Origin of the sequence: Burkholderia sp. ABCPW 11, from assembly GCF_001523445.1 — a bacterium.
Lineage (GTDB): Bacteria > Pseudomonadota > Gammaproteobacteria > Burkholderiales > Burkholderiaceae > Burkholderia.
Map to the genome: position 1 here is coordinate 31,108 of NZ_LOVM01000048.1, position 20,896 is coordinate 52,003.

At 70.6% G+C, this 20,896-nt stretch carries 18 protein-coding genes and 2 pseudogenes; 5 read left to right on the top strand and 15 right to left on the bottom strand.

The window, feature by feature from the left end:
• Positions 1-14 precede the first annotated feature (14 nt).
• Together WS61_RS20400 and WS61_RS20405 are read left to right on the top strand one after the other, a co-directional pair.
• On the top strand, positions 15-710 hold the full coding sequence (locus WS61_RS20400) for a PIG-L family deacetylase (RefSeq protein WP_059503031.1): 696 nt from the start codon (positions 15-17) through the stop codon (positions 708-710).
• The gene (locus tag WS61_RS20405; RefSeq protein WP_059502875.1) at positions 689-1,612 is read left to right on the top strand and encodes a glycosyltransferase family 2 protein; all 924 of its coding nucleotides are present in this window, start codon (positions 689-691) and stop codon (positions 1,610-1,612) included. The genes WS61_RS20400 and WS61_RS20405 overlap by 22 nt, the downstream gene beginning before the upstream one ends.
• A gap of 29 nt (positions 1,613-1,641) precedes the next feature.
• On the opposite strand, the gene WS61_RS20410 is transcribed toward WS61_RS20405, so the two are convergent.
• On the bottom strand, positions 1,642-3,009 hold the full coding sequence (locus WS61_RS20410; protein ID WP_059502877.1) for a sigma-54 dependent transcriptional regulator: 1,368 nt from the start codon (positions 3,007-3,009) through the stop codon (positions 1,642-1,644).
• Between the two features lie 344 nt (positions 3,010-3,353).
• On the opposite strand from WS61_RS20410, the gene WS61_RS20415 reads away from it, so the two are divergent.
• A complete protein-coding gene (locus WS61_RS20415) occupies positions 3,354-4,391 on the top strand; it encodes a sigma-54-dependent Fis family transcriptional regulator (RefSeq protein WP_059502878.1) in 1,038 nt (345 codons plus the stop codon).
• Positions 4,392-4,475: 84 nt separating this feature from the next.
• Here WS61_RS20415 and WS61_RS20420 read toward each other — a convergent pair whose 3' ends face one another.
• The 11 genes from WS61_RS20420 to WS61_RS20470 all read right to left on the bottom strand — a co-directional run bounded on the left by WS61_RS20420 (position 4,476) and on the right by WS61_RS20470 (position 16,722).
• Positions 4,476-5,426 (bottom strand): glycosyltransferase family 4 protein, encoded by a 951-nt coding sequence (locus WS61_RS20420; protein ID WP_059502880.1) that lies wholly within the window; start codon positions 5,424-5,426, stop codon positions 4,476-4,478.
• Positions 5,416-6,504 carry a glycosyltransferase family 9 protein gene (locus tag WS61_RS20425; RefSeq protein ID WP_059502882.1) on the bottom strand — a complete coding sequence of 363 codons (1,089 nt, stop codon included), beginning with the start codon at positions 6,502-6,504 and terminating at the stop codon, positions 5,416-5,418. Before WS61_RS20425 ends, WS61_RS20420 begins: the two co-directional genes overlap by 11 nt.
• Positions 6,501-7,502: a glycosyltransferase family 2 protein gene (locus tag WS61_RS20430; RefSeq protein WP_059502884.1), complete on the bottom strand. Its 1,002-nt coding sequence runs from the start codon at positions 7,500-7,502 to the stop codon at positions 6,501-6,503. The genes WS61_RS20425 and WS61_RS20430 overlap by 4 nt, the downstream gene beginning before the upstream one ends.
• Positions 7,499-9,244: a carbamoyltransferase C-terminal domain-containing protein gene (locus tag WS61_RS20435; RefSeq protein WP_059502886.1), complete on the bottom strand. Its 1,746-nt coding sequence runs from the start codon at positions 9,242-9,244 to the stop codon at positions 7,499-7,501. The genes WS61_RS20430 and WS61_RS20435 overlap by 4 nt, the downstream gene beginning before the upstream one ends.
• 3 nt (positions 9,245-9,247) lie before the next feature.
• The gene (locus WS61_RS20440) at positions 9,248-10,450 is read right to left on the bottom strand and encodes a glycosyltransferase family 9 protein (RefSeq protein ID WP_059502888.1); all 1,203 of its coding nucleotides are present in this window, start codon (positions 10,448-10,450) and stop codon (positions 9,248-9,250) included.
• Positions 10,447-11,058, bottom strand: coding sequence for an HAD-IIIA family hydrolase (locus tag WS61_RS20445; protein ID WP_059502890.1), 612 nt, complete (start codon positions 11,056-11,058; stop codon positions 10,447-10,449). Before WS61_RS20445 ends, WS61_RS20440 begins: the two co-directional genes overlap by 4 nt.
• A complete protein-coding gene (locus WS61_RS20450) occupies positions 11,049-11,798 on the bottom strand; it encodes an SDR family oxidoreductase (protein ID WP_059503032.1) in 750 nt (249 codons plus the stop codon). The genes WS61_RS20445 and WS61_RS20450 overlap by 10 nt, the downstream gene beginning before the upstream one ends.
• Positions 11,799-11,997: 199 nt before the next feature.
• Positions 11,998-12,525 (bottom strand): hypothetical protein, encoded by a 528-nt coding sequence (locus WS61_RS20455; RefSeq protein ID WP_059502892.1) that lies wholly within the window; start codon positions 12,523-12,525, stop codon positions 11,998-12,000.
• Positions 12,467-15,253, bottom strand: coding sequence for an ABC transporter transmembrane domain-containing protein (locus tag WS61_RS20460; RefSeq protein WP_059502894.1), 2,787 nt, complete (start codon positions 15,251-15,253; stop codon positions 12,467-12,469). The genes WS61_RS20455 and WS61_RS20460 overlap by 59 nt, the downstream gene beginning before the upstream one ends.
• 46 nt (positions 15,254-15,299) lie before the next feature.
• Positions 15,300-16,175, bottom strand: a complete 876-nt coding sequence (locus WS61_RS20465) for a BON domain-containing protein (RefSeq protein WP_059502896.1) — start codon at positions 16,173-16,175, stop codon at positions 15,300-15,302.
• Positions 16,176-16,359: 184 nt separating this feature from the next.
• Positions 16,360-16,722: a hypothetical protein gene (locus tag WS61_RS20470; protein ID WP_059503034.1), complete on the bottom strand. Its 363-nt coding sequence runs from the start codon at positions 16,720-16,722 to the stop codon at positions 16,360-16,362.
• Positions 16,723-17,013: 291 nt separating this feature from the next.
• Between WS61_RS20470 and WS61_RS20475 the strand changes: the two genes are divergently transcribed.
• Entirely contained in the window at positions 17,014-18,603 is a 1,590-nt protein-coding gene (locus WS61_RS20475; RefSeq protein WP_059502898.1) for an ATP-binding protein, read from the top strand.
• 10 nt (positions 18,604-18,613) lie between these two features.
• On the opposite strand, the gene WS61_RS20480 is transcribed toward WS61_RS20475, so the two are convergent.
• From WS61_RS20480 to WS61_RS33880, 3 genes and pseudogenes are all read right to left on the bottom strand, one after another.
• Positions 18,614-18,937, bottom strand: coding sequence for a four-helix bundle copper-binding protein (locus WS61_RS20480; protein WP_034209281.1), 324 nt, complete (start codon positions 18,935-18,937; stop codon positions 18,614-18,616).
• Positions 18,938-18,966: 29 nt separating this feature from the next.
• Positions 18,967-19,581: pseudogene (locus WS61_RS33875) on the bottom strand (zinc-binding dehydrogenase); the annotation flags it as partial.
• 28 nt (positions 19,582-19,609) lie between these two features.
• Positions 19,610-20,298 (bottom strand): annotated as a pseudogene (locus WS61_RS33880) (alcohol dehydrogenase catalytic domain-containing protein); the annotation flags it as partial.
• Positions 20,299-20,642: 344 nt separating this feature from the next.
• Here WS61_RS33880 and WS61_RS20490 point away from each other — a divergent pair.
• Entirely contained in the window at positions 20,643-20,861 is a 219-nt protein-coding gene (locus tag WS61_RS20490; protein ID WP_059502900.1) for a DUF6566 family protein, read from the top strand.
• Positions 20,862-20,896 lie beyond the last annotated feature (35 nt).

Genomic DNA, 20,896 nt, shown 5'->3' on the forward strand with positions numbered 1-20,896 from the left:
GAGATCCTCACGCCATGCCCGACCCGACACGCTGGCTCGTCGTCTCGCCGCATCTCGACGATGCCGTCTTCAGTTGCGGGCAACTGCTCGCGCAGGCGCCCGGCTCGATCGTCGTCACCGTATTCGCGGGGATCCCGCCGCGCGGCATGCCCGCGCCGCCGTGGGATCGCCGCGCAGGGTTTCACGACGCCGACGAAGCGGTGCGCGCGCGCCGCGACGAAGACCGCCGCGCGCTCGCACTGCTCGACGCACGCCCCGTGTGGCTCGACTTCCTCGACGACCAGTACGGCATCCCGGCCACGTCGACCGCGATCGCGGCACACGTGGCCGCGACGATCGACGCGCACCCGGGCTTCGGCGTGCTCGCGCCGGCCGGCCTGTTCCACCGCGATCACCTGCAAGTGCAGGAGGCCATGCTGTCGCTGCTGCGCGAAGACGATCCGTCGCGCATCTGGCGCTTCTACGAGGACGTGCCGTATCGCCGCATCGACGGGCTGATGGCGAGGCGCGTGATCGGCTGGCGCGAGCGCGGCTGGATCGCGCATCCGGTCGCGCCGCCGGCCGGCGGCGACACGAAAGGCGCCACCGCGAAAGCCGCCGCCGTCGATGCATATGCAAGCCAGGTAACGCTGTTCGAACCTCATATGCGCGCCGCTCTCCACGAACCCGAAATGACCTGGCGGCTCGAATGCGACGTCACGTCCGCGTAACGCCCGCGCGCGTCGCGCTGCCGCCGGGCGAGCCGCGCATGACCGCCATCGTGCTGACCTGCCGGCGCGCCGCCGAACTCGCGCGCACGCTCGAACATCTTTCCGCGCTGCCCGACCGGCCGGCGATCGTCGTCGTCGACAACGCGGCGGACGCCGAGACGGCCGCGCTGATCCGCGAGCGCTTCGCGCATGTCGCGCTCGTGCATGCGCCGGGCAACCTCGGCGCGGCCGGCCGCAATCTCGGCGTCGCCGTGGCGCGCACGCGCCATGTCGCGTTCTGCGACGACGACACGTGGTGGGCGCCCGGTTCGATCGCCGAAGCCGCGAACCTGCTCGACGCGTATCCGCACGTCGCGGCCGTCACCGCGCGCGTGCTCGTCGGCCCCGACCGGCGCGAGGACCCGACCTGCCGGCTGATGGCCGACAGCCCGCTGGACGCGCCCGTCGCGCTGCCGGGCCGCCCGATCCTCGGGCTGCTGGCCGGCGCGACCGCGTTCCGGCGCGACGCGTTCGTGCGCGCGGGCGGCTACCATCCGCGCTACTTTCTCGGCGGCGAGGAAGCGCTGCTCGCGCTCGATCTGTCTCGCGCCGGCCACTGGCTCGTGTATGCGCCCCACCTGACGGTCCATCACTACCCGTCGGCGCAGCGCGACCGGCCCACGCGCGCGCGCACCGCCGCCCGCAACGCGGTATGGACGGCGTGGCTCAGATGGCCGGCCGCGGCCGCGTGGCTGCACACGATGCGCATGCTGCCGCTGCTGCGCCGCGAACGGGCGATCGTGCGCACGTTCGCTGGCCTGCCGTGGATCCTGCGCGAACGCCGCGCCATTCCGCCGCACGTCGAACGCATGCGCCGCCGGCTCGAGCGCGACGCGCACCGCGGAGCCGAAACGGGACGATGAGCGGGAACATGAGCGCGATCGGGGCCACATCAGGAATCCGGTTTTTCCGTTTCGTCTTCCAGTTGCGCGAGCCGGTTGTAGATCGTCTTCAGGCTGACGTCGAGCACCTCGGCCGCCTGCGCCTTCACGCCGCCGCACTGCGCGATCGTGCCGAGGATCAGCTTGCGGTCGACCTCCTCGAGCGGCGTGCCGAACGGCACCGTCACGCGATCTTCATGCGAATCGACCATGCTGGACAGCTCGTCCATGATCGGCGGAGGCAGCGTCTCGATCACGTCGGCATCGGTGAAGATGCTCGCGCGCTGCACGAAGTTGCGCAACTCGCGCACGTTGCCGGGCCATTCGTAGCTCTTCAGCGCTTCGCGGGCAGCCGGCGCGAAGCGCAGGTTGCGGCCGCTCTCCTCGTTGTAGCGCTGCAGGAACGCGTCGGCGAGCATCGGGATGTCGTCGCCGCGTTCGCGCAGCGACGGCAGCGGAATCGGAAACACGTTGATCCGGTGGAACAGGTCCGGCCGCAGCTTGCCTTCCGCCATCGCCGCCTCCGGGTCGCGGTTCGTCGCGGCGACGATGCGCACGTCGACGTCGATCTCGCGCGTCGAGCCGAGCCGCGTGACGCGCCCGGTCTCCAGCACGCGCAGCAGCTTGACCTGCGATTCGACCGGCATCTCGGTGATTTCGTCGAGAAACAGCGTGCCGCCGTCCGCACGTTCGAAAAAGCCCTTGTGCTGGCGTTCCGCGCCGGTGAAGCTGCCGCGATCGTGGCCGAACATCTCGCTCTCGACGAGATTCGCGGCGATCGCACCGCAGTTCACCGCGAGGAACGGGCCGCGGCGGCGCAGGCTGAGGTCGTGCACGGTCTGCGCGGCGAGCTCCTTGCCGGTGCCCGATTCGCCGGTGAGCAGCACCGACGCCTCGGTGCGCGCGACGCGGCCGATCGCATCGTAGACGGCCTGCATCGCCGGCGAGCTGCCGAGCATGCGGCCGAACCGGCCGAGCCGCTGCAACTCCGAGCGCAGCTCCGCGATTTCCTCGTGCAGCGCGGTCGTGCGCGGCACGCGCGCGAAGATGCTGTTCAGCCGCTGCATGTTGAGCGGCTTTACCAGATAGTCGGTCGCGCCGCGCCGCAACGCGTCGATCGCGGTTTCGAGGCTCGCGTGGCCGGTGGTCAACACCATTTCGCAATGCCCGCGCTTGGGCAATGCATCGAACAGATCCATCCCGTTGCCGTCGGGCAGCACGAGGTCGCACAGCACGAGATCGGGGGTATGCGTCGAGACGAGCGTGCGCGCTTCTTCAAGCGTCGCGGCCGTATCGCACGAAAGCTGCTGCGTGCGTGCGAGCGTGGCCAGCATCGTTCGCGTATCGGCGTCGTCTTCGACGATCAGGACGTAAGGCATCGAGGCTCCTTTTGATGCGGCCCGGCGCATAGGTGGGCCGGCACCGCGACACGTGCAGCGTCATGCACGTCAGCGGGCACACGACGCATCTTCAACGCTGCACACGATCGGGCAGACAGGCGGTCCTGCACTGAAAACGAGTGCTTAGCAGTATAGAAGAACGGTGTCGTGCATTCGCCGTTCATCGAATAAATCTATCTGCGGGCGCCAGCCGCATTGCCAGATTCAATGTCGACGAATCGGTATAAAAGGTATCCTGCATACGTGAAAGACGACGTGTGCCACGTCGTTTTTTACCTGATCACGACACCTTCGGTCAAAACTTCCCAACTCGGTCATACTCCATGTCGAAATCCGACGATGACGGCACGCGACTGTTCGGGCGTTCGCGAACAATTCAGGATTTGCTGCTGAAAGTGTCGCGCGTCGCCGCCACCCGCGTGAGTGTGCTGGTGGTCGGCGAAAGCGGGGCGGGCAAGGATATCGTCGCCCGGCTCATTCACGACATGAGCCCGCGCCGGCGCGGGCCGTTCGTGCCCGTCAACTGCGGCGCGATTCCGAAGGACATCGCGGAGTCGCACTTGTTCGGTCACGAAAAAGGCAGCTTCACGGGCGCCGTCGCGCAACATGTGGGCATGTTCGAGGCCGCGCGCGGCGGCACGCTGTTTCTCGACGAGATCGCCGAGATGCCCGCCGAGTTGCAGGTCAAGCTGCTGCGCACGCTCGAAACCAACACGATCGTGCGCGTGGGCGGCCACGAGCCGATTCCGCTCGACGTGCGGATCGTCGCGGCCACCCACCACGATCCGGTCGAGGCACTGCGCAGCGGCCGGCTGCGCGAAGACCTGTTCTACCGGATCGCGCCGGTCGCGCTGCACGTGCCCGCGCTCAGGCAGCGCGAGGACGACGTCGGCGACATCGCGCTGCAGATCGTCGAACGGCTGAACGCGCGGCACCGCACGAGGAAGCGCCTGTCGACGCAGGCGATGAAGGCGCTGCGCGCGTACACGTGGCCCGGCAACGTGCGCGAACTGCGCAACGCGCTGGAGCGCGCGTTCATCCTCGCCGACGAGCAGATCGAACTGCAGTTGCCGCGCCGCCAGCCGCCGCGCGAGGAAGTACGCCACAACGCGATGACGCTGCATATCGGCACGACGCTCGCGCACACGCAGCAGCGCTTCATCGTCGCGTCGCTGCGTCATTTCAACGGCGACAAGCCGCGCACCGCGAAGGCGCTCGGCATCAGCCTGAAAACGCTGTACAACCGCCTCGCGTTGCTGCCCGAAAGCGAACGCAATGCGGCCAGCGGCAGCGCGCCGGCGGCGCCAGGCGCCGCAAACGGCGGCAGCCCGCCCACTTCGCCGCCCGCGACGACGCAATGAAGACGGCGGGTCACGCCGCCTTCGTCACGTCGCCCTCGCCACGTCGCCTTGGCCACGTCGCCTTCGCCACGTCACGCCGTCACGTCACGCCGTCACGTCGCGCAGTGCGGCGTCCCAGTCGCGCGCGAAGCGCTCGATGCCGAATCGCTCGCAGGCGTCACGCCTGGCCGCCGCGCCCCACTCGCGCGCCAGTTCCTGATCGCGAATCAGCATCCGCATCGCGTCGATCAGCACGGCCGGCCGCGTATCGGCCACGCCGTTGCTGCCGGTCTTCACGAGTTGCGCCATCTCGGTCGTCGCGAGCGCGACGATCGGCAGCCCGATCATCATCGCCTCGATCACCGCGAGCCCGAGGCTCGTGTAGCGAATCGGATTGAAGAAGAACCGGTAGTGCGACAGGAATTGCGGCAGCGCCGGGTTCGGCACTTCGCCGATCCCGCCGAGTTCGGTCGAGCCCATCCCGACCAGATCGATCGGCACGCTGTGCCGCACCACCTCGAACAGGTCCGCGCCGAGGCGCCGGCCGCGGCGCGCGAGGTTGTTCACCACGGCCACGCCCTTCGGCAGCGTACCGTGATACTCGACGCCTTCCGGCAGCAGCACGCCGTGCTCGATCACGCGCGTCGGCGTCACGCCGTTGTCCCACATCAGCGCGTTGAACGGCGTCACGTGCACCAGCAACACGTTCGGGTCCTGCACCGGATGCAGCGTGTCGGTCGGATGCTCGCGCGGCGGATCGTGCTCGACGAACAGCGTCGGCAGCGCGCGCTGCGCTTCGCTCAGCAGCCGCAGGCGGTCGTTCCGGTAATGATTCACGTGCTGGTACAGCACGCAGTCGAATGCGGTGTCGCGCACGCACTCGGCCGGCACCTCGTGCACGTTGTCGCCCCACGGCAGGTGCCCGACGCGGCCCGCATAGCCGGGCGGATGCTGCGGCTTCGTCACGATGTAGAAATCGTGCGGCGCCTGCGACAGGTAATACAGGTAGTTGCCATGCACGTGCCAGGTCAGCACGCGCAACCGCTTACGTGACATGACGTCTCTCCTCGGCGAGCAGCTCGCCCGCCCGATCGATCACTTCGCCGACGCCGATCGCCGTCGCGCATTCGTGCCCGTACGGACACGTATCGAACATGCACGGCCGGCACGCCGGGTAGTTCGCGAGCACGCGATGGCGTTCGGCGTCGAGCGGCGCCCAGCGGGCCGTATCGCTGCCGCATGCGACGACGATGCTCGGCGTGCCGAGCGCCGCCGCGACGTGCGACACGCCCGTGTCGTTGCACAGCAGCAGCCGCGCGCGGGCGATCAGCGCGGCGAGCGCGCCGAGCGGCGTGCGGCCGCACAGGTTCACGCACGGCCGCCCGAGGTGCTCGGCAAACGCGCTCGCCAGCGCCAGTTCCGCGCGCGTGCCGGTCAGCACGATCTGCCAGCCGTCGTCGGCGAGCTGCCGCGCGGCGAGCGCGAAGCGCTCGACCGGCCAGCGCCGCGATGGCATCCGCGCGCCGGGATGGACGATCACGTAGCGGCCGGGATCGAGCGCGTGTTCGTCGCAGAGCACGTGCCACAGCGCGTAGTCGAGCCCGCCGAGCGGGAATTCGAGGTAGTCGCCCCAGTCCGCGTAACCGAGCTTGCGCGTGAGCGCCAGATAGCGCGCCACTTCCGGTTCGTCATCGCGCCACACGAGCGTGCAGTCGAGCGCGGCCGTGCCGCCGTCGGCCGGCACGAAGCCGGCCGTGCGCGTCGCGCCGAGCGACGCGACGATCGCATTCGTGTGCGCGCCGCTGCCGTGCAGCTGGATCGCGAGGTCGAAGTCGCGCGAGCGGCATTCGGCGATGAACGCCTCGCGCGTGGCCGCGTCGGGTTCGGGCTGTTCGGCGAGCCCCGCCGCGCCGGGGAAGGCGATGAAACCGTCGATGTAGTCCGAAAAGCGCGACGCGAACTCGCGCGCCCACGGCAGGCCGATCAACGTGATGCGCGCATCCGGTTCGCCGCGCCGCAGCGCACGCAGCGCGGGCACCGCGCACAGCATGTCGCCGAGCTGCAGCGCGCGGAACACCGCGATCCGCTTGGGGCCGCGCGGGCCGTCGGAATCGACGCTGGGATCGAGCTTCATAGGAAGAGCACCCGGAAGTGAAGCGCGCCGCGCATGCGCCAGTACAGCGACACGGGCGGAATCGCGATGGACGTGACGATCATTTCGGCCACATGCAACGGCGTGAGCTGCGTGCCGCGCAATCGTTTCGCGCAGAACCCCGCGGTAATCGCGGCCCACACCACTGCGCACGCGATGGCCGGCGCCGGCCAGCCGGCCGCAACGCAGCCGAGCGCGCCGAGCGCGGCGAGCACGGCCGCGTAGTAATGCCACGGCGGCATCGGCCGGATATGACGCCGGTAAGTCGTGCGATGCTTCTTGTACAGCAGCGCATCGAAATACACCTTCGACTGCGCGCCGATGCTCGATCCCCAGCGCGCGGGACGCACCGGGTGCACGATGCGCGCGGCGTCGGCCTCGACGATCGGCCCCGCATGCTCGCGCAACGCGAACATCAGGTCGGCGTCCTCGCGCCACGCGCGCGTGAAGCGCTCGTCGAAGCCGCCGACGCGTTCGAGTGCCGCGCGCCGCACGAAGCAGTTCGCGGTCGCGAATTCCGCATGCGCGAGCCCCGCCGCATCGCGCTCGTAGTCGGTCGGGCACGGCCGCAGCGGCACGTCGATCCGGCCGGCCGCGGCCGCCGCCGACGGCTCGGCCAGCAGCGCGGCCGCGCCGTGGCGCAGCCAGGTCGGATCGGGAATCGTGTCGTCGTCGGTGAACGCGATCAGTGCGCCGCACGCGCTGCGCCAGCCGACGTTGCGCGCGCCGGCCGGGCCCTGCGTGTCGGGCGCGGTCATGTAGCGGATCGCCGGCACGTCGGTCACACGCGTGCGGCACGCATCGACGACGGCGCGCGCGCTGCCGGCCGGATCGTCGTCCACGACGACGATCTCGTAGGTGGTCGGATCGAACACCTGCACGCACAGCGCGTCGAGGCAGCGTGCGAGCAGGTCGGGCCGCCGGTAGGTGGGCACGACGACCGACACGACCGGCGGCAGTTGCGTGTCGCGCGCGTTCATCTGGGTTTCTCCAGCAGGAACGGCCCGATCACGAGCGCGTCGAGCGGCGACGTCCAGAAGCATTCGATCGCGTCGCGCGGCGAGCACACGATCGGTTCGCCGCGCGTGTTGAACGACGTGTTGACGAGCACCGGCACGCCGGTGAGCGCGTCGAACTCGGTCAGCAACGCATGCAGCAGCGGGTGTTGCGTTTCGTCGACGGTCTGCACGCGCGCGGTGCCGTCGATGTGGCGCACCGCCGGAATTCTCTCGGCGCGCTCGGGCACGACGTCGTACACGAACAGCATGAACGGCGCGCGCAGCGGCGTACGCCGGCCGCCGCTGAACCAGTGATGCGCACGGTCTTCGAGCACGACCGGCGCGACCGGCCGGAAATCCTCGCGATCCTTGATCCGGTTCAGCTTGCGCTGCATGTCCGGGTCGATCGGCGACGCGAGGATCGACCGTGCGCCGAGCGCGCGCGGACCGAATTCCATGCGCCCCTGGAACCAGCCGATCACGCGGTTCGCCGCGAGCAGCGCGGCCGTCTGCGCGGCGACGTCGGCGAGCCGCCGGTACGGCAGCTGCGCTTCCTTCAGGAACGCCTCGATCGCGTCGTCGTCGTAGGCCGGCCCGAGATACGCATGATCCATCCGCCAGTCGCCGCGCTCGCCGCGCATCCGGAAGTCGGCCCACAGCGCGGCGCCGAGCGCCGTGCCCGCGTCGCCGGCGGCCGGCTGCACCCACACGTCGTCGAACGGGCCGCGATCGCGAATCTTCGCGTTCATCACGCAGTTCAGCGCGACGCCGCCCGCCATCGCGAGCTGCCGCTCGCCGGTTTCGGCGGCCAGCCAGTCGACCGCCTGCAGCGTCGTCTCCTCGAGCACCAGTTGCAACGCGTGCGCGATGTCGCAGTGGTGCGGCTCGATCGGGCCGCCGCGTTCGCGCGGCGCGCCGAATTGCGCGGCCAGATCCCCGTCGATCACGTCATAGCGCCCTTCGCCGCGATACCGCACCAGCTTGCGCATCTCGTCGGCGAACACCGGCTTGCCGTACGACGCGAGCGCCATCACCTTGTATTCGTCGGACGAGTGCAGGAAGCCGAGATAGCGGGTCACGCGCTCGTACAGCAGCCCGAGCGAATGCGGCAGGTTGACCTGCCCGAGCCGCCGGTACGAGCGGCCGTCGAACACGCCGTAGCTCGTCGTCGCGCGCTCGCCGCGCCCGTCCATCGTCATCACCGCGCAGCGTTCGAACGGCGCCGCGAGAAACGCACTCGCCTCGTGCGCGAGATGGTGCTCGATGAAATGCCAGCGGAACGGCCCGTCGTGCGTGACGCCGCGAAAGCGCCGCTGCAGATGATGCGGCGCGCCGCCTGCGAGCTGGCGCGGCGCGTTGACGATCGACGACAGGAACAGCGGATGCCACGGCGACGCGCCGTCGTCGCGCGGCGCATGCGCGGACGGCGACAGCGGCAGGGTCAGCGCCGGCTCCGTGCCTTCGCGGTCGAGTTCGAGCCACGGGTCGTACGAATACGCGACGTGGTCCACGTCCGCGAGCGTGATGCCGGCTTCCGCGAGGCAATAGTCGATCGCGTGGAAGGGCAGCTCCCAGGTCGAGAACGGCACCGGGCGCTTCGCGTGCTTCACGTGCGTGAAGCGTTCGTCCTCGGCCGCCGCGATCACGACGCCGTCGCGCACGATGCACGCGGCGCTGTCGTGGAAAGCGGCGTTGATGCCGAGCGTATGGATCGGGTCAGGCATGCGTCAGTTCCTCGTGATGACGTGCGCGAACGGAAGCACGTTCGATGCGTGCGCCGCGACCGGCTCGCTGCCGGGCGCGGCGGCCCGCGCGGCCAAGCGTTGCGCATGGCGCGCGCGACCGTGCAGCAGCGCGTGCACGGCGGCGACCACGTCGTCGACGCTCACGCCGCGCAGGCACGGATGGCCGGGCTGGTTGCACACGCTGCGGTAGCAGTTGCGGCACGGCACGTCGACGTTCAGCACACGGTGCGGCACACGCCACGGCGTGTGCTGCGGATTGGTCAGTGCGTACAGGTCGACCACCGGCGTGCCGAGCGCGGCCGCGAGATGCACGGGGCCGCTGTTGTTCGACAGCAGCAGGTCGGCCGTCTCGATCAGCGCGCCGAGTTCGCCGAGCGGCAGCACGCCGGCGAGCGGCACGGCGCGCGGCCCGGCGCGTTCGCACACCGCGTCGATCAGCTCGCGTTCGCCCGCGCTGCCCGTCACCGCGATGCCGTCGAACAGCGGCGCGACCGCGGCGGCGGCTTCGCCGAAACGCTCGGCCGGCCAGCGCCGCGACGCCGCGCTCGCGCCCGGATGGACGACCAGCCAGCGCGCGCGCCGCGCATCCGGCCCGCGTGCGCCGCCGACGCGTTGCAACGCGGCCTGCAAGCGCGCGTGCACCGCGCGCCGCGCCGCGTCGCCCGGGTCGAACGCCATCCGCCAGTCCGACGTCGTCGCGCCGACTGTGCGCACCAGCGCGAGCTGACGCGCGACCTCGTGGCGCACCTGCGATTCCGGCTCGGTCTCCGGCACGCGGTCGGTCAGCAGTTCATACGGGTTCTCGCGGCAATGCGCGAGCCGCAGCGGAATGCCGGCGAGCCAGCACATCATCGCGGCGGGCAACGGATTCTGGCTGTAGACGGTGAAGATCACGGCCGCATCGAAGCGGCCCGCCAGCAGCCGGTCGATCATGTCGAGATCGGCCACCGGATCGCCGCGCACGTCGGGATGCTTGACCCACGGCGCATCGTAGCGCCACACGTCGTCGACCATCGACAGATGCCCGGCGAGCGCGGCGCCCGTGCGCGACGTCAGCAGCGTCAGCCGGCGGTCGGCGCCGCTTTCCTTCAGCGCGCGCAGGGCGGGCGTCGTCATCAGCACGTCGCCCATGCTGTCAAGCCGCACGCACAGGATGCGGCGGGCGCGGCTCCAGGCCATGTTCATCGCCGCACTCCCGAGCCGTGCCGGCGCACGGCTTCGCGCACGACGATGTCGGCGGCCAGGTCGACGCGGTCGACGACGTGCAGCGGCGTGCGCGCGGCGTTGACGCGCCACTCCGTCTCGTGACCGCAGTCGACCAGGATCGTGCCGCAGCGTGCGGCGCGGCCGGCCTCGACGTCGTCGAGGATGTCGCCGATCATCCAGCTCCATTCGGGCACGGCGCCGAGCGCCGCCAGCGCGCGCCGCAGCATGCCGGGGCGCGGCTTGCGGCAGATGCAGTCGCAGGTGTAGCGCGGCACGCTGCCCCGCGGGTGATGGGGGCAGTAAAAAAAATCCGCCAGCGTCGCACCGTTCGCTTCGAACAGTTCGGCGAGACGCTGGCGGACCGCGCCAAGCTCGTTTTCGGTAAAGCGGCCGAGCGCGACGCCCGACTGGTTCGACACGACCGCCAGCGGCATGCCGGTCGCGCCGAGCGTGCGCAGCGCGCGCGCCGCGCCCGGCGCGAGGCGCATCCGGGCGGGATCGACGTTGTACGGCACGTCGTCGAGCAGCGTGCCGTCCTTGTCGAGCAGCACCGCGCCGGGCAGCCGCCGTTCGCGCTTCAGGGCCATGACGTCTCCTTCATCGGCAGCACCATCAGTTCCGGCACGACCGTGCCCGGCGGCTGGGTCAGCACGAAACGCACGGCGGCCGCGACGTGCTCCGGCGGCTGCAGCGTGTCCTCGTCGATGTCCGGAAAACGGTCGAGCAGGAACGGCGTGCGCATCCCGCCCGCGACGATCGCCGACACGCGCACCCCGCTCGGCCGCAGTTCGGCATGCAGCGCGTGCGACAGGCCGAGCAACCCCCACTTCGTCGCGTGATACGCGGACGCGTTCGGCCACGCCCGCTTCGACGCGGTCGACGCGATGTTGACGATATGCCCGTCGCCGCGCGCCTTCATCATCGGCACGGCCGCGTGACACATCAGGTACGGGCCGAACAGGTTCGTCATCAGCACCTGCTGCCACGCGTCGACGCTCACGTCGTCGATCGGCGCGGTCACGTCGATCGCCGCGTTGTTGACGATCACGTCGAGCTCGCCGAGCGACTCGCGCGCATCGTGCACGACCTGCAGCACCGACGCTTCGTCGCGCACGTCGAGCGGCCGGCCCACCGCCTGCCCGCCGTGCCGTTCGAGCCGCTGCGCGACGGCCGCCGCGCGATCGCCGTCGAGATCGGCGACCACCACGTGCGCGCCATGGCGCGCAAGCTCTTCGCAAATGGCTTCACCGAGACCGCGGCCGCCCCCGGTCACGAGGGCGGTCCGGCCGGCGAGCGGCGGTCTGGCTGGATCGTGAGTCGCGTTCACCTGCACCTCCTGTCGATGTCGGAAAAGCAATCCGGCTGACGGCGACGCTTGTCGCGACAACCGTCCGTGGAGGAGATACAGCGAAAACCGTGCCGGCCCGCGCGCGCCCGCGCCGCATCGGGCCGTGCCGCGCGCTCGCTGGCTTTTTTATAACCGGCTGTAAAAACGGGTCCCGGGCGGCCGCGCCTGGGCGGCCCCCTCAGATCGCGAGCCCGTCGGGCGTCGCCTGCGCACGGTGCTTCGCGAGCGCGCGCAGGCAGTGCGCGATGCAACCCGCGAACGCCTCGTCGAACCACGGCTGCGCGCCCGACACGCCGACCACGATGCCGCCGAGCGCGACGCCGCCCCACAGGTTCGTGTCGCCCGCGCGCAGCCGGTACGGCTCGAGCGCCTGCACGACGTGGCCGTCGCGGCCCGTTTCCCACGACAGCCGCGCCTTGGCCCGCGCATACGCGCGATAGTCGGCGTCCCAGTCCTTCGGGTCGGGCAGCGAAAACTCGTACAGGATCGCGTCCTCGAACGCCGCGTCGTGCGGCCCGAGCGCCGGGTCCATGATCACGATGTGCAGGCAGCCGCTGTCGCCGACGAAGTCGCTCTGCAGCGCGGCGGCCAGGCTCGGCAGCAGCAGCTCGACGGCCGCCACCGCCGCCTGGCGGTCGGCGAACGCACTACCGCCGCGACGCGCGTTCGGGGCTTCGGGTGTCGTCGGATTCAGAAGGTTCGGCATGGATTTCTCCGGAGGAAAACGCGAGCGCACGCAACGCCGCGATCAGGTCGGCCGCTACCGCGGGCTTGGTCAGGTACGCATGGAAACCGGCTTCGACCGCGCGCGTGCGATCGCGATCGCGCGCATGGCCGGACAATGCCAGCGCCTCGAGCGGCGCGCGGCCGTCGCGATCGCGCGCGGCGTCGAGCTGACGCACGCGCGACATCACCGTGTAGCCGTCCTCCTCGTCGTCGCCGAGATCGATGTCGCAGACGAGCAGCGCCGGCCAGTCGGCCCGGCGCGCGCGCCACAGGTCGTCCAGCAATGCCTGGCCCGACGCATACGCGCGCACGTCGGCGCCGGCCACCGCCAGCAGCGCGGTGAGCGCGTCGCGCGCCTCGTCGTGGTCGTCCACGCACGCGATGCGCAGGCCGTCGAGCGGCTTGGCCGTCGCGCCGGCGCCCGCGTTCGGCACGGCGCCGTTCGGCTGCATCGACGCCGGCGCCACCGCGCACATCGGCAGCGACAGGTGCAGCGTCACGCCAATGTCGTCGCGTTCGCGCACGACGTAGCCGCCGGCCTCCTCGATCGCGTCCTGCAATCGTTCGAGATCGATCAGCGACAGTTCGGTGGCATCGACGCCCGCGCACGCGATCGTGATCCGCGCTTCCGGATCGTGGCGCGCAGTGCGCACCTCGAGCTGCCCGCCGCTGCTCGCGTCGATCGCGCCGCGGCACAGTTCCCACACGAAGCGCCGCAGCGCGGCCGGATCGGCCTTGACGACGAGATCCTCGTCGGACACGTGGCGGAACACCGGCACGCCGCGCTGCGCGGCCGCCTCCGCCAGCGAATCGAGCACCTGCGACACCATCGGGTTGATCCGCACCGGCTGCCGCGCGAACTTCGCCTCCGTACGTTCCAGTTCGCGCTGCTTCGCCTGCAGCGACCACATCTGCGCATACACGCCGCCGCTTTCGAGCAGCTCGTCGTGGGTGCCGTGCTCGACGAGCCGGCCGTGCTCCATCACGAGGATGCGATCGGCATCGACGATCGTCGACAGCCGGTGCGCGATGATGAGGCTCGTGCGATGCTGCGCGACGCGCATCAACTCCTGCTGGATCGCCCGCTCCGAGCGCGTGTCGAGCGCCGACGTCGCCTCGTCGAACACGACGATCGGCGGCGCCTTCAGCAACGCGCGCGCGATCGCGACACGTTGCCGCTCGCCGCCCGACAGCCGCACGCCGCGCTCGCCGACGCGCGTGTCGTACGCGTCGGGCAGCCGCTCGATGAACGCGTCGAGCTGCGCGCCGCGCGCGGCCGCGATCACTTCGCCGCGGGTCGCATCGCGCTTGCCGTATGCGATGTTGTACGCGAGCGTGTCGTTGAACAGGATGGTGTCCTGCGGGACGATGCCGAGCGCGTCGCGCAGGCTGCGCTCGGTGACGAGCCGCAAGTCCTGGCCGTCGATCCGGATCGTGCCCGCGTCGGGCTGATACAGCCGGAACAGCAGTCGCGCGAGCGTCGACTTGCCCGAGCCGCTGCCGCCAACCACGGCGATCGTCTGCCCGGCCTCGATGCGGAACGACACGTCGAACAGAATCTGCCGGCTCGGCTCGTAGCCGAAGTCGACATGCTCGAACTCGATCGCGCCGCCGCGCACGACGAGCGGCTGCGCACCGGGCGCATCGCCGTCCTCGCCGGGCTTGCCGCGCGCATCGAGCAGCCCGAACAGCCGCTCGATGTTCGTCATCGCATCGTTCGCTTCGCGAAACACGAAGCCGAGCGCGTTCAGCGGCAGGCTGATCTGGATGATGTATGCGTTGATCAGCACGAGATCGCCGATCGTCATCGCGCCGCGCGCGACCTGCTGCCCCGCGAGCAGCATCACGGCCGCGATCCCCGCGCCGATGCACGCGCTCTGCCCGATATGCAGCGTCGACAGCGCGTACTGGTTGTCGACGCCGGCTTCGCGCCACGCGTCGAGCACGCGATCGAGCCGGTCGCGCTCGACGTCCTCGCGGGCGAAGTACTTGACCGTATCGACGTTCAGCAGGCTGTCGACCACCCGCGAATTCGACTCGGCCTCGAGCGCGTTCACTCGCCGCTGGAAACGCATGCGGCGGCGCGTGAACACGACCGTATACGCCGCGTAGACGGCGAACGTGACGAGAATGATCGCGGTAAAGCCGCCGCCGTACTTGCCGATCACGATCACGAGCACCGAGCCGATCTCGATGGCCGTCGGCACGATCGTGAACACGGCGACGCCGAGCAGATAACCGATGCCGGCGGTGCCTTTCTCGAGGTCGCGCACGACGGCGCCGGTCTCGCGCTGCGCATGAAAACGCGCGCCCAGCCGGTGCAGGTGACCGAACGTGCGCACGGTAAATGCCGCGACCGTATGCTGCGTGACCTGCACGAAGGTCATGTCGCGCACTTCGTTCAGCGCGTTCGACGCGAAGCGCACGACCGCGTACGCGAACAGCAGCAGCACCGGCCACGCCAGCGGCTGGCCGGCCACGCGGCCGAAACCGTCGACGATGTCCTTGAGCAGCAGCGGCACCGAGACGGCCGCCGCTTTCGCGAGCACCAGCAGCGCGATCGCCGCGAGCACGCGCGCGCGGTAATGCCAGATCGCGCGCCAGAGTTCGGCCGCGATCCGCAGCCGCAAGCCGCGCGCGTCGCGGCGCTCGCGGGCTGCAGGGGTATCACGGTGCCTGATTGGCGTGTCGTCGATTCCGGTCGTCATGCACGCGTTGCCCGCGGTCGGGGTCTGGCCGTTTCACGCACGGGCGTCAATGGCGCGATTCGCGCTCGCGGCCGGGCACGACGGTGCCGGGCTCGGGGTCGCGCGCGGCAGGCTGGGTCGGCGTGACGGTCCGCTGATCGGGATGCAGCACCATGCCCGTATCGTGTTCGCCGTCGCGGCGCACGCGCACGCGATTCTCGACGTCGCGCACGCCCATGCAGCCATCGGCCAGATCCTCGATGTCGTGCCTCATCCAGCGTACCGGCACCGTGCCGTCCAACTCGACGCGCCCCTCCTTCACCTGCACGGTGACGTCGCTCACGTCGATCTCGAGCGCATGCGCGAGCCGCTCGCACACGTCCTCGCGAATGCGCTCGTCCGAGCGCGTATAGCCTTTCGGCCCGCGGCGATGGCGCAGCGCGTCGCGTTCGGCTTCGCTGCCGAACCGCGACAGGTCGGGGGCGCGACCGCCGTAGCGCGGGTCGCCACGGGGATCGCTGCGGGGATTACCGACGTCGCGCTCGCCGCCGTACCAGCCCATCCGGTGCTGGCCGCGGAATTCCGGGCGCTCGCCGCCGTACCGGCCTTCGCGGCCCTCCGCGCGGCGGGCCGGCCCGCCGTAGCCGCGCTCGGGGTCCCGCGCCGGCTGGCGCGCGCCGCCCGGCCAGTCCGGGTCGGTGCCGCCGCGCCGCTGGTCGGCCGGGCGCGCGGCGCGCTCGGTCCATTCGCTGCCCCAGTCTTCCGGGCCCACGTCCTCGCTCGCGAAGCGGCGGTAAGCCGATTCATCGTCTTCTTCCGGCCACAGTGCCGGGTCGTCCGGGATGCCGCGCTCGCCGGCGCCCCGGTACGCGCGTTCGTTGCGCTCCTGCCAGTCGGGCGGGCCGCCACGCTCGCCGTGCCGTCCGGGATATCGTCGTTGCATCGTGTCTCTCCTTGATCGCGCCTGCGCCGCGCGGCCCCATGCCGGATCGCGACGCGCGTCGGTCGGGTCAATGCAAATCGCGTGCCGGCGCCGTTGCCGGGCCGCGACGGTTGTGCGCCGCAGCGCCGGCAAGCCGCCAGGCGCCCCAATCTGCAACGCGATTGCAGTTTTTGCGTGTCGGGCGTCACGGCGCGCCGCCGGCCTCGCCCCCGTCGCCCGGTTCGTCCGTGCGACCGGGCTCGCTCAGCCGCTCGGTGCGGTCCGGCTCGATGTCGGCGCCTTCCTCGAGCGTCGAGTCGCCGTCCGCCGACGCGCGCTCGCCGGTACCCGCGCGGTCGGTATCGCTGTCGAGCGACGCGTCGCCGCGTTCGAGCGCGTGATCGTCGAGCGGCGAATCGACGTCGAACGGATGGCGCCGCGCGCCCGCCGTGTCGCTGCCGCTGTCGGAGGAATCGCTCGGGCCGAGCGCGCGCCCGTCGCGGCCGCGGCTGGCGTTGTCGTCGTCCGGGCCGGCCGGTTCGTTGTCGGGATTCAGCGTGCTGTTCATGTCGATCTCCTTGCCTGGCTTGCCTGCCGTGCCGCGGCCGGACGGCTGCGGCACGGCAGGGGGACCGAACGGTCGTGCAATCGGCATGCCGCGCCGGCCGCCGTCGGGCGCTCCGGCGCGAATCCGGCTCGCGGTGCGGTGGACGGCACGGCCGATGCGCACCCATTGATCGCCTGAATCGAGTTCCTTTATTCTTTCGGACGTGCCAATCCGGTTCGCGTAGCCGCCCCCGGCGTATCCGGCGGCGGGCGGACGGTATTCGGCCGCCCGCATTTTGGACCTGCCGCCCTGATGACGAACGACGACGCCGATCTTCACCCGCCTCTGCCGCCTGGCTCGCACGACGCGCGGGACCTGCTGCATCGCTTCGCCGAATTCCGGTTCCAGACCGTGGTGGAGTCGATCACCGACTACGCGGTGTTCATGCTCGACCCGCACGGCAACGTCGCGACCTGGAACGCCGGCGCGCAGCGCATCAAGGGCTACCGCGCCGCCGAGATCCTCGGCCGCCACTTCTCGCTGTTCTATCCGTCCGACGCGATCGCGGCCGGCCGGCCGGCGCACGGGCTCGCGCTGGCCGCCGCGCACGGCCACTTCGCGGACGAAGGGTGGCGCGTGCGCAAGGACGGCACGCAGTTCTGGGCGAGCGTGACGATCACGCCGGTGCACGACGCGACGCACCAGCTGTGCGGCTTCATCAAGATCACGCGCGACATGACCGAGCGCAAGCGGCTCGAGGCGCTCGAAGCGTCGACACACCGGCTCAGCGTATTCATCGCGATGCTCGCGCACGAGCTGCGCAATCATCTCGCGCCGCTGCGCAATTCGGTCGGCGTGCTGCAGAGCCTGCCCGATCCAGCACCCGCGCTCGCGCAGTGCCGCGACGCCGTGCACCGTCAGGTCGGGCAACTGACACGGCTCGTCGACGATCTGCTCGACGTCGGGCGCATCACGGCCGGCAAGGTCGAACTCGACGATCGCCCCGTCACCGTGCGCGACATCGTGTGCCGCGGCGTCGAGAGCATCCAGCCGAAACTGGCCGCGCGCGGGCAGTGGATCCGTGTCGACCTGCCCGACGATTCCGTGGTGCTGCACGGCGACGACGCACGGCTCGTCCAGGTGCTGCACAACCTGCTCGACAACGCATCGAAATTCTCGCCGCACGGCGGCCGGATCGACGTCGGCGCGCGTATCGACGGATCGTCGGTGGCGATCGACGTCGTCGATCACGGCGTGGGCATCGCGCCCGGCGCGCTCGAAACGATCTTCGACCTGTTCCAGCAGGAAGGTGCGTCGGGCCACTCCCCGTCCGGCGGGTTCGGGCTCGGTCTCGCGATCTGCCGGTCCTTCGTCGAACTGCACGGCGGGCGGATCGTCGCGAAAAGCGACGGGCCCGGCCACGGCGCGACGTTCACGGTCTGGCTGCCGATCGTGCAAACGACGCGCAACGAGCGCGCCGAGCCGCACGCGCCTGCCGCGCCCCCGCAGCCTGCCGCCGTGCCGCTGCGCATCGTCATCGTCGACGACAACCGCGACTCGGCCGACACGCTCGCGGTGCTGCTGCAACTGAAAGGCCATGCACCGCGCGTCGCGTACAACGCGGCCGACGCGCTGGCGCTCGCGCGCGACTATGCGCCGCACTTGATGCTGCTCGACCTGACGATGCCGGACGTCGACGGCTTCGCGCTGCTGGAGAAACTGCGCGCGATCGACGCGCTGCGCGACACGACCTGTGTCGCGCTGTCCGGCCATGCACGCGCGTCGGATCTCGCGCGCACGGAACTCGCGGGTTTCGACGATCATCTCGTGAAGCCCGTCGAGATGGCCGTGCTCGATGCGTTGCTCCAGCGCGTCGCGCGCGAAGTTCAGGACACGCCGTAAGCGCCCGTGCTCAGGCCATCGCGCGGCACATCGCCGCGCAGGCCTCGCATGCCAGCGCACAGCGGCGGCAATGTTCGTGCGCATGCCGCGAACACTCGGCCGCACACAGGTCGCACGCGTGCGCGCACAGCCCGCAAATGCGCGGGGCGAACGCGCTGCGGCGCGCCATCGCGCCCGACGCGAAGCGGCACAGCTGCGCGCATTCGATGTCGAGCGCGATGCAGCCGGCCAGCGCATGCACGTCGCGCTCCGCGAGGCAGGCGGCCGCACAGGTGTCGCACGCGTGCGCGCAGGCGTCGCACGCGGCCATGCAGTTGTCGTATCGATCCGTCATTGCAGTGCTCCCGGTTGAGGTTCGTGTCGTCACGGCGTCAGCTTCACCTTCATCCAGCCCGGCTCGCGCACGTCGAACGCGCGGTACGCGTCGATCGCGTTCGTCAGCGGCTCGCAGCGCGTGAGCACCGACAGCGGATCGAACGCACCGCTGCGCACGAGCTCGACGAGCGGCGGCGTCACCGTCCGGTGATTGCAGTTGCCCATCTTGATCGTCAGGTTGCGGTTCATCGCCTCGCCGACCGGAAACACGCGGGCCGCCGGCGGATACACGCCGATCACCGCGACCGTGCCGGCCTTCGCGACCGCGCGCACCGCCCATTGCAGCACCTGCGACGGCCCGTCGCCCGGCACCCAGTTGCGACCGTCCGGCTTGCGGTGCGGCGCGATCGCGTCGACTTCCTCATCGAACGCGCGCGCAGCCTCGCGATCGGCCGCCGCCGGCCCGTGCGTCGCGCGCATCGCGTCGACGCCCACCGCGTCGATCACGCGATCGACGCCGATCCCGCCCGTCAGCCGCAGCACCGTATCGACCGGATCGTCCTCGGAAAAATCGACGATCTCGGCGCCCTGCGCGCACGCCATCTCGAGCCGCGACGCGATGCGGTCGATCGCGATCACGCGCCCGGCGCCCATCAGCTTCGCGCAGCACCGTATCGACCGGATCGTCCTCGGAAAAATCGACGATCTCGGCGCCCTGCGCGCACGCCATCTCGAGCCGCGACGCGATGCGGTCGATCGCGATCACGCGCCCGGCGCCCATCAGCTTCGCGCTCGCGATCGCGACTGGCCGACCGGCCCCGCGCCGAACACGGCCACCGTATCGCCGGGTTTCACTTCCGCGAGCTGCGCGCCGAAATAGCCGGTCGGGAAAATGTCCGACATCAGGATCGCGCGATCGTCGTCGATCGCATCGGGCAGCCGGATCAAGCTTGCGTGCGCAAGCGGCGTGCGCGCGTATTCGGCCTGCAGCCCGTCGAACGGGCCCGTATCGGCCGGGCCGCCGAAGAACGCGGTGCCTGCCCGCGGCCCGCCCGGGTTCGCGACGTCGCATTGCGCGGTGTAGCCCGCGCGGCAGTATGCGCAACTGCCGCACGCGATCGTCGACGGAATCAGCACGCGATCGCCGCGCCGCAGGTTGCGCACGTCGCGCCCGACCGCCTCGACGATGCCAACGCCTTCGTGGCCGAGAATCGTGCCCGGCTTCATGCCGCCGAGCGTGCCGCGCACCATGTGCAGATCGGTGCCGCAGATCGCGCTGGCGGTCAGGCGCACGACCGCGTCGGTCGCCTCGGAGACTTCCGGATCGGGCACCGTGTCGATGCGAATGTCGCCGATGCCGTGAAATACGACTGCTTTCATGTCTGGCCCTCCTTGTCGAAAGCGGAAACGGTGAATGTGACCGTCGAGCCGATCGAGCAAGGCATGCTCCTGTGCTGCGCACGTGCGGCGCGATGCACGGACAGGAAGCGCTTCGTTTTCGAGGAGGGGTCGTGCCGACGCGTTGGTCCGTCGCCGGGCCGCTGCCGTCATGCGCGTTCGAGATCGCTTCGACGAGCGTCGGTGCGGCGCCGATCGGCGGTGTCGTGTCGGTCGCGTCGCCGCCCAGCGGCGCGCGGCGCGTCGATATCGGAACAGGACAACACGTCGCGCGTTGCTGATACGATCGACGCACCGCGTTCGCGCACGACGGAGGGCCTCGACCGATGCAAGCCACCGACATTTTCATGGATCACGAAATTCGCGTCGACGCGACGCGCAACGCGAACGGCGCGTGGGTCGCGCAGGTGCGGATCTTCCGCGACGGCGCGCCGGTCGATCTGCCCGCGCCCGAACTCGTCACGCCCGAATGGCTCACGTGCGACGAAGCGCTGCGCGGCGGCATCGACCAGGGGCGCGTGATGATCAGGACGCGCGACCGGTAACGACGCCCGGAACATCCGCGCGGCGCGATGCGCGG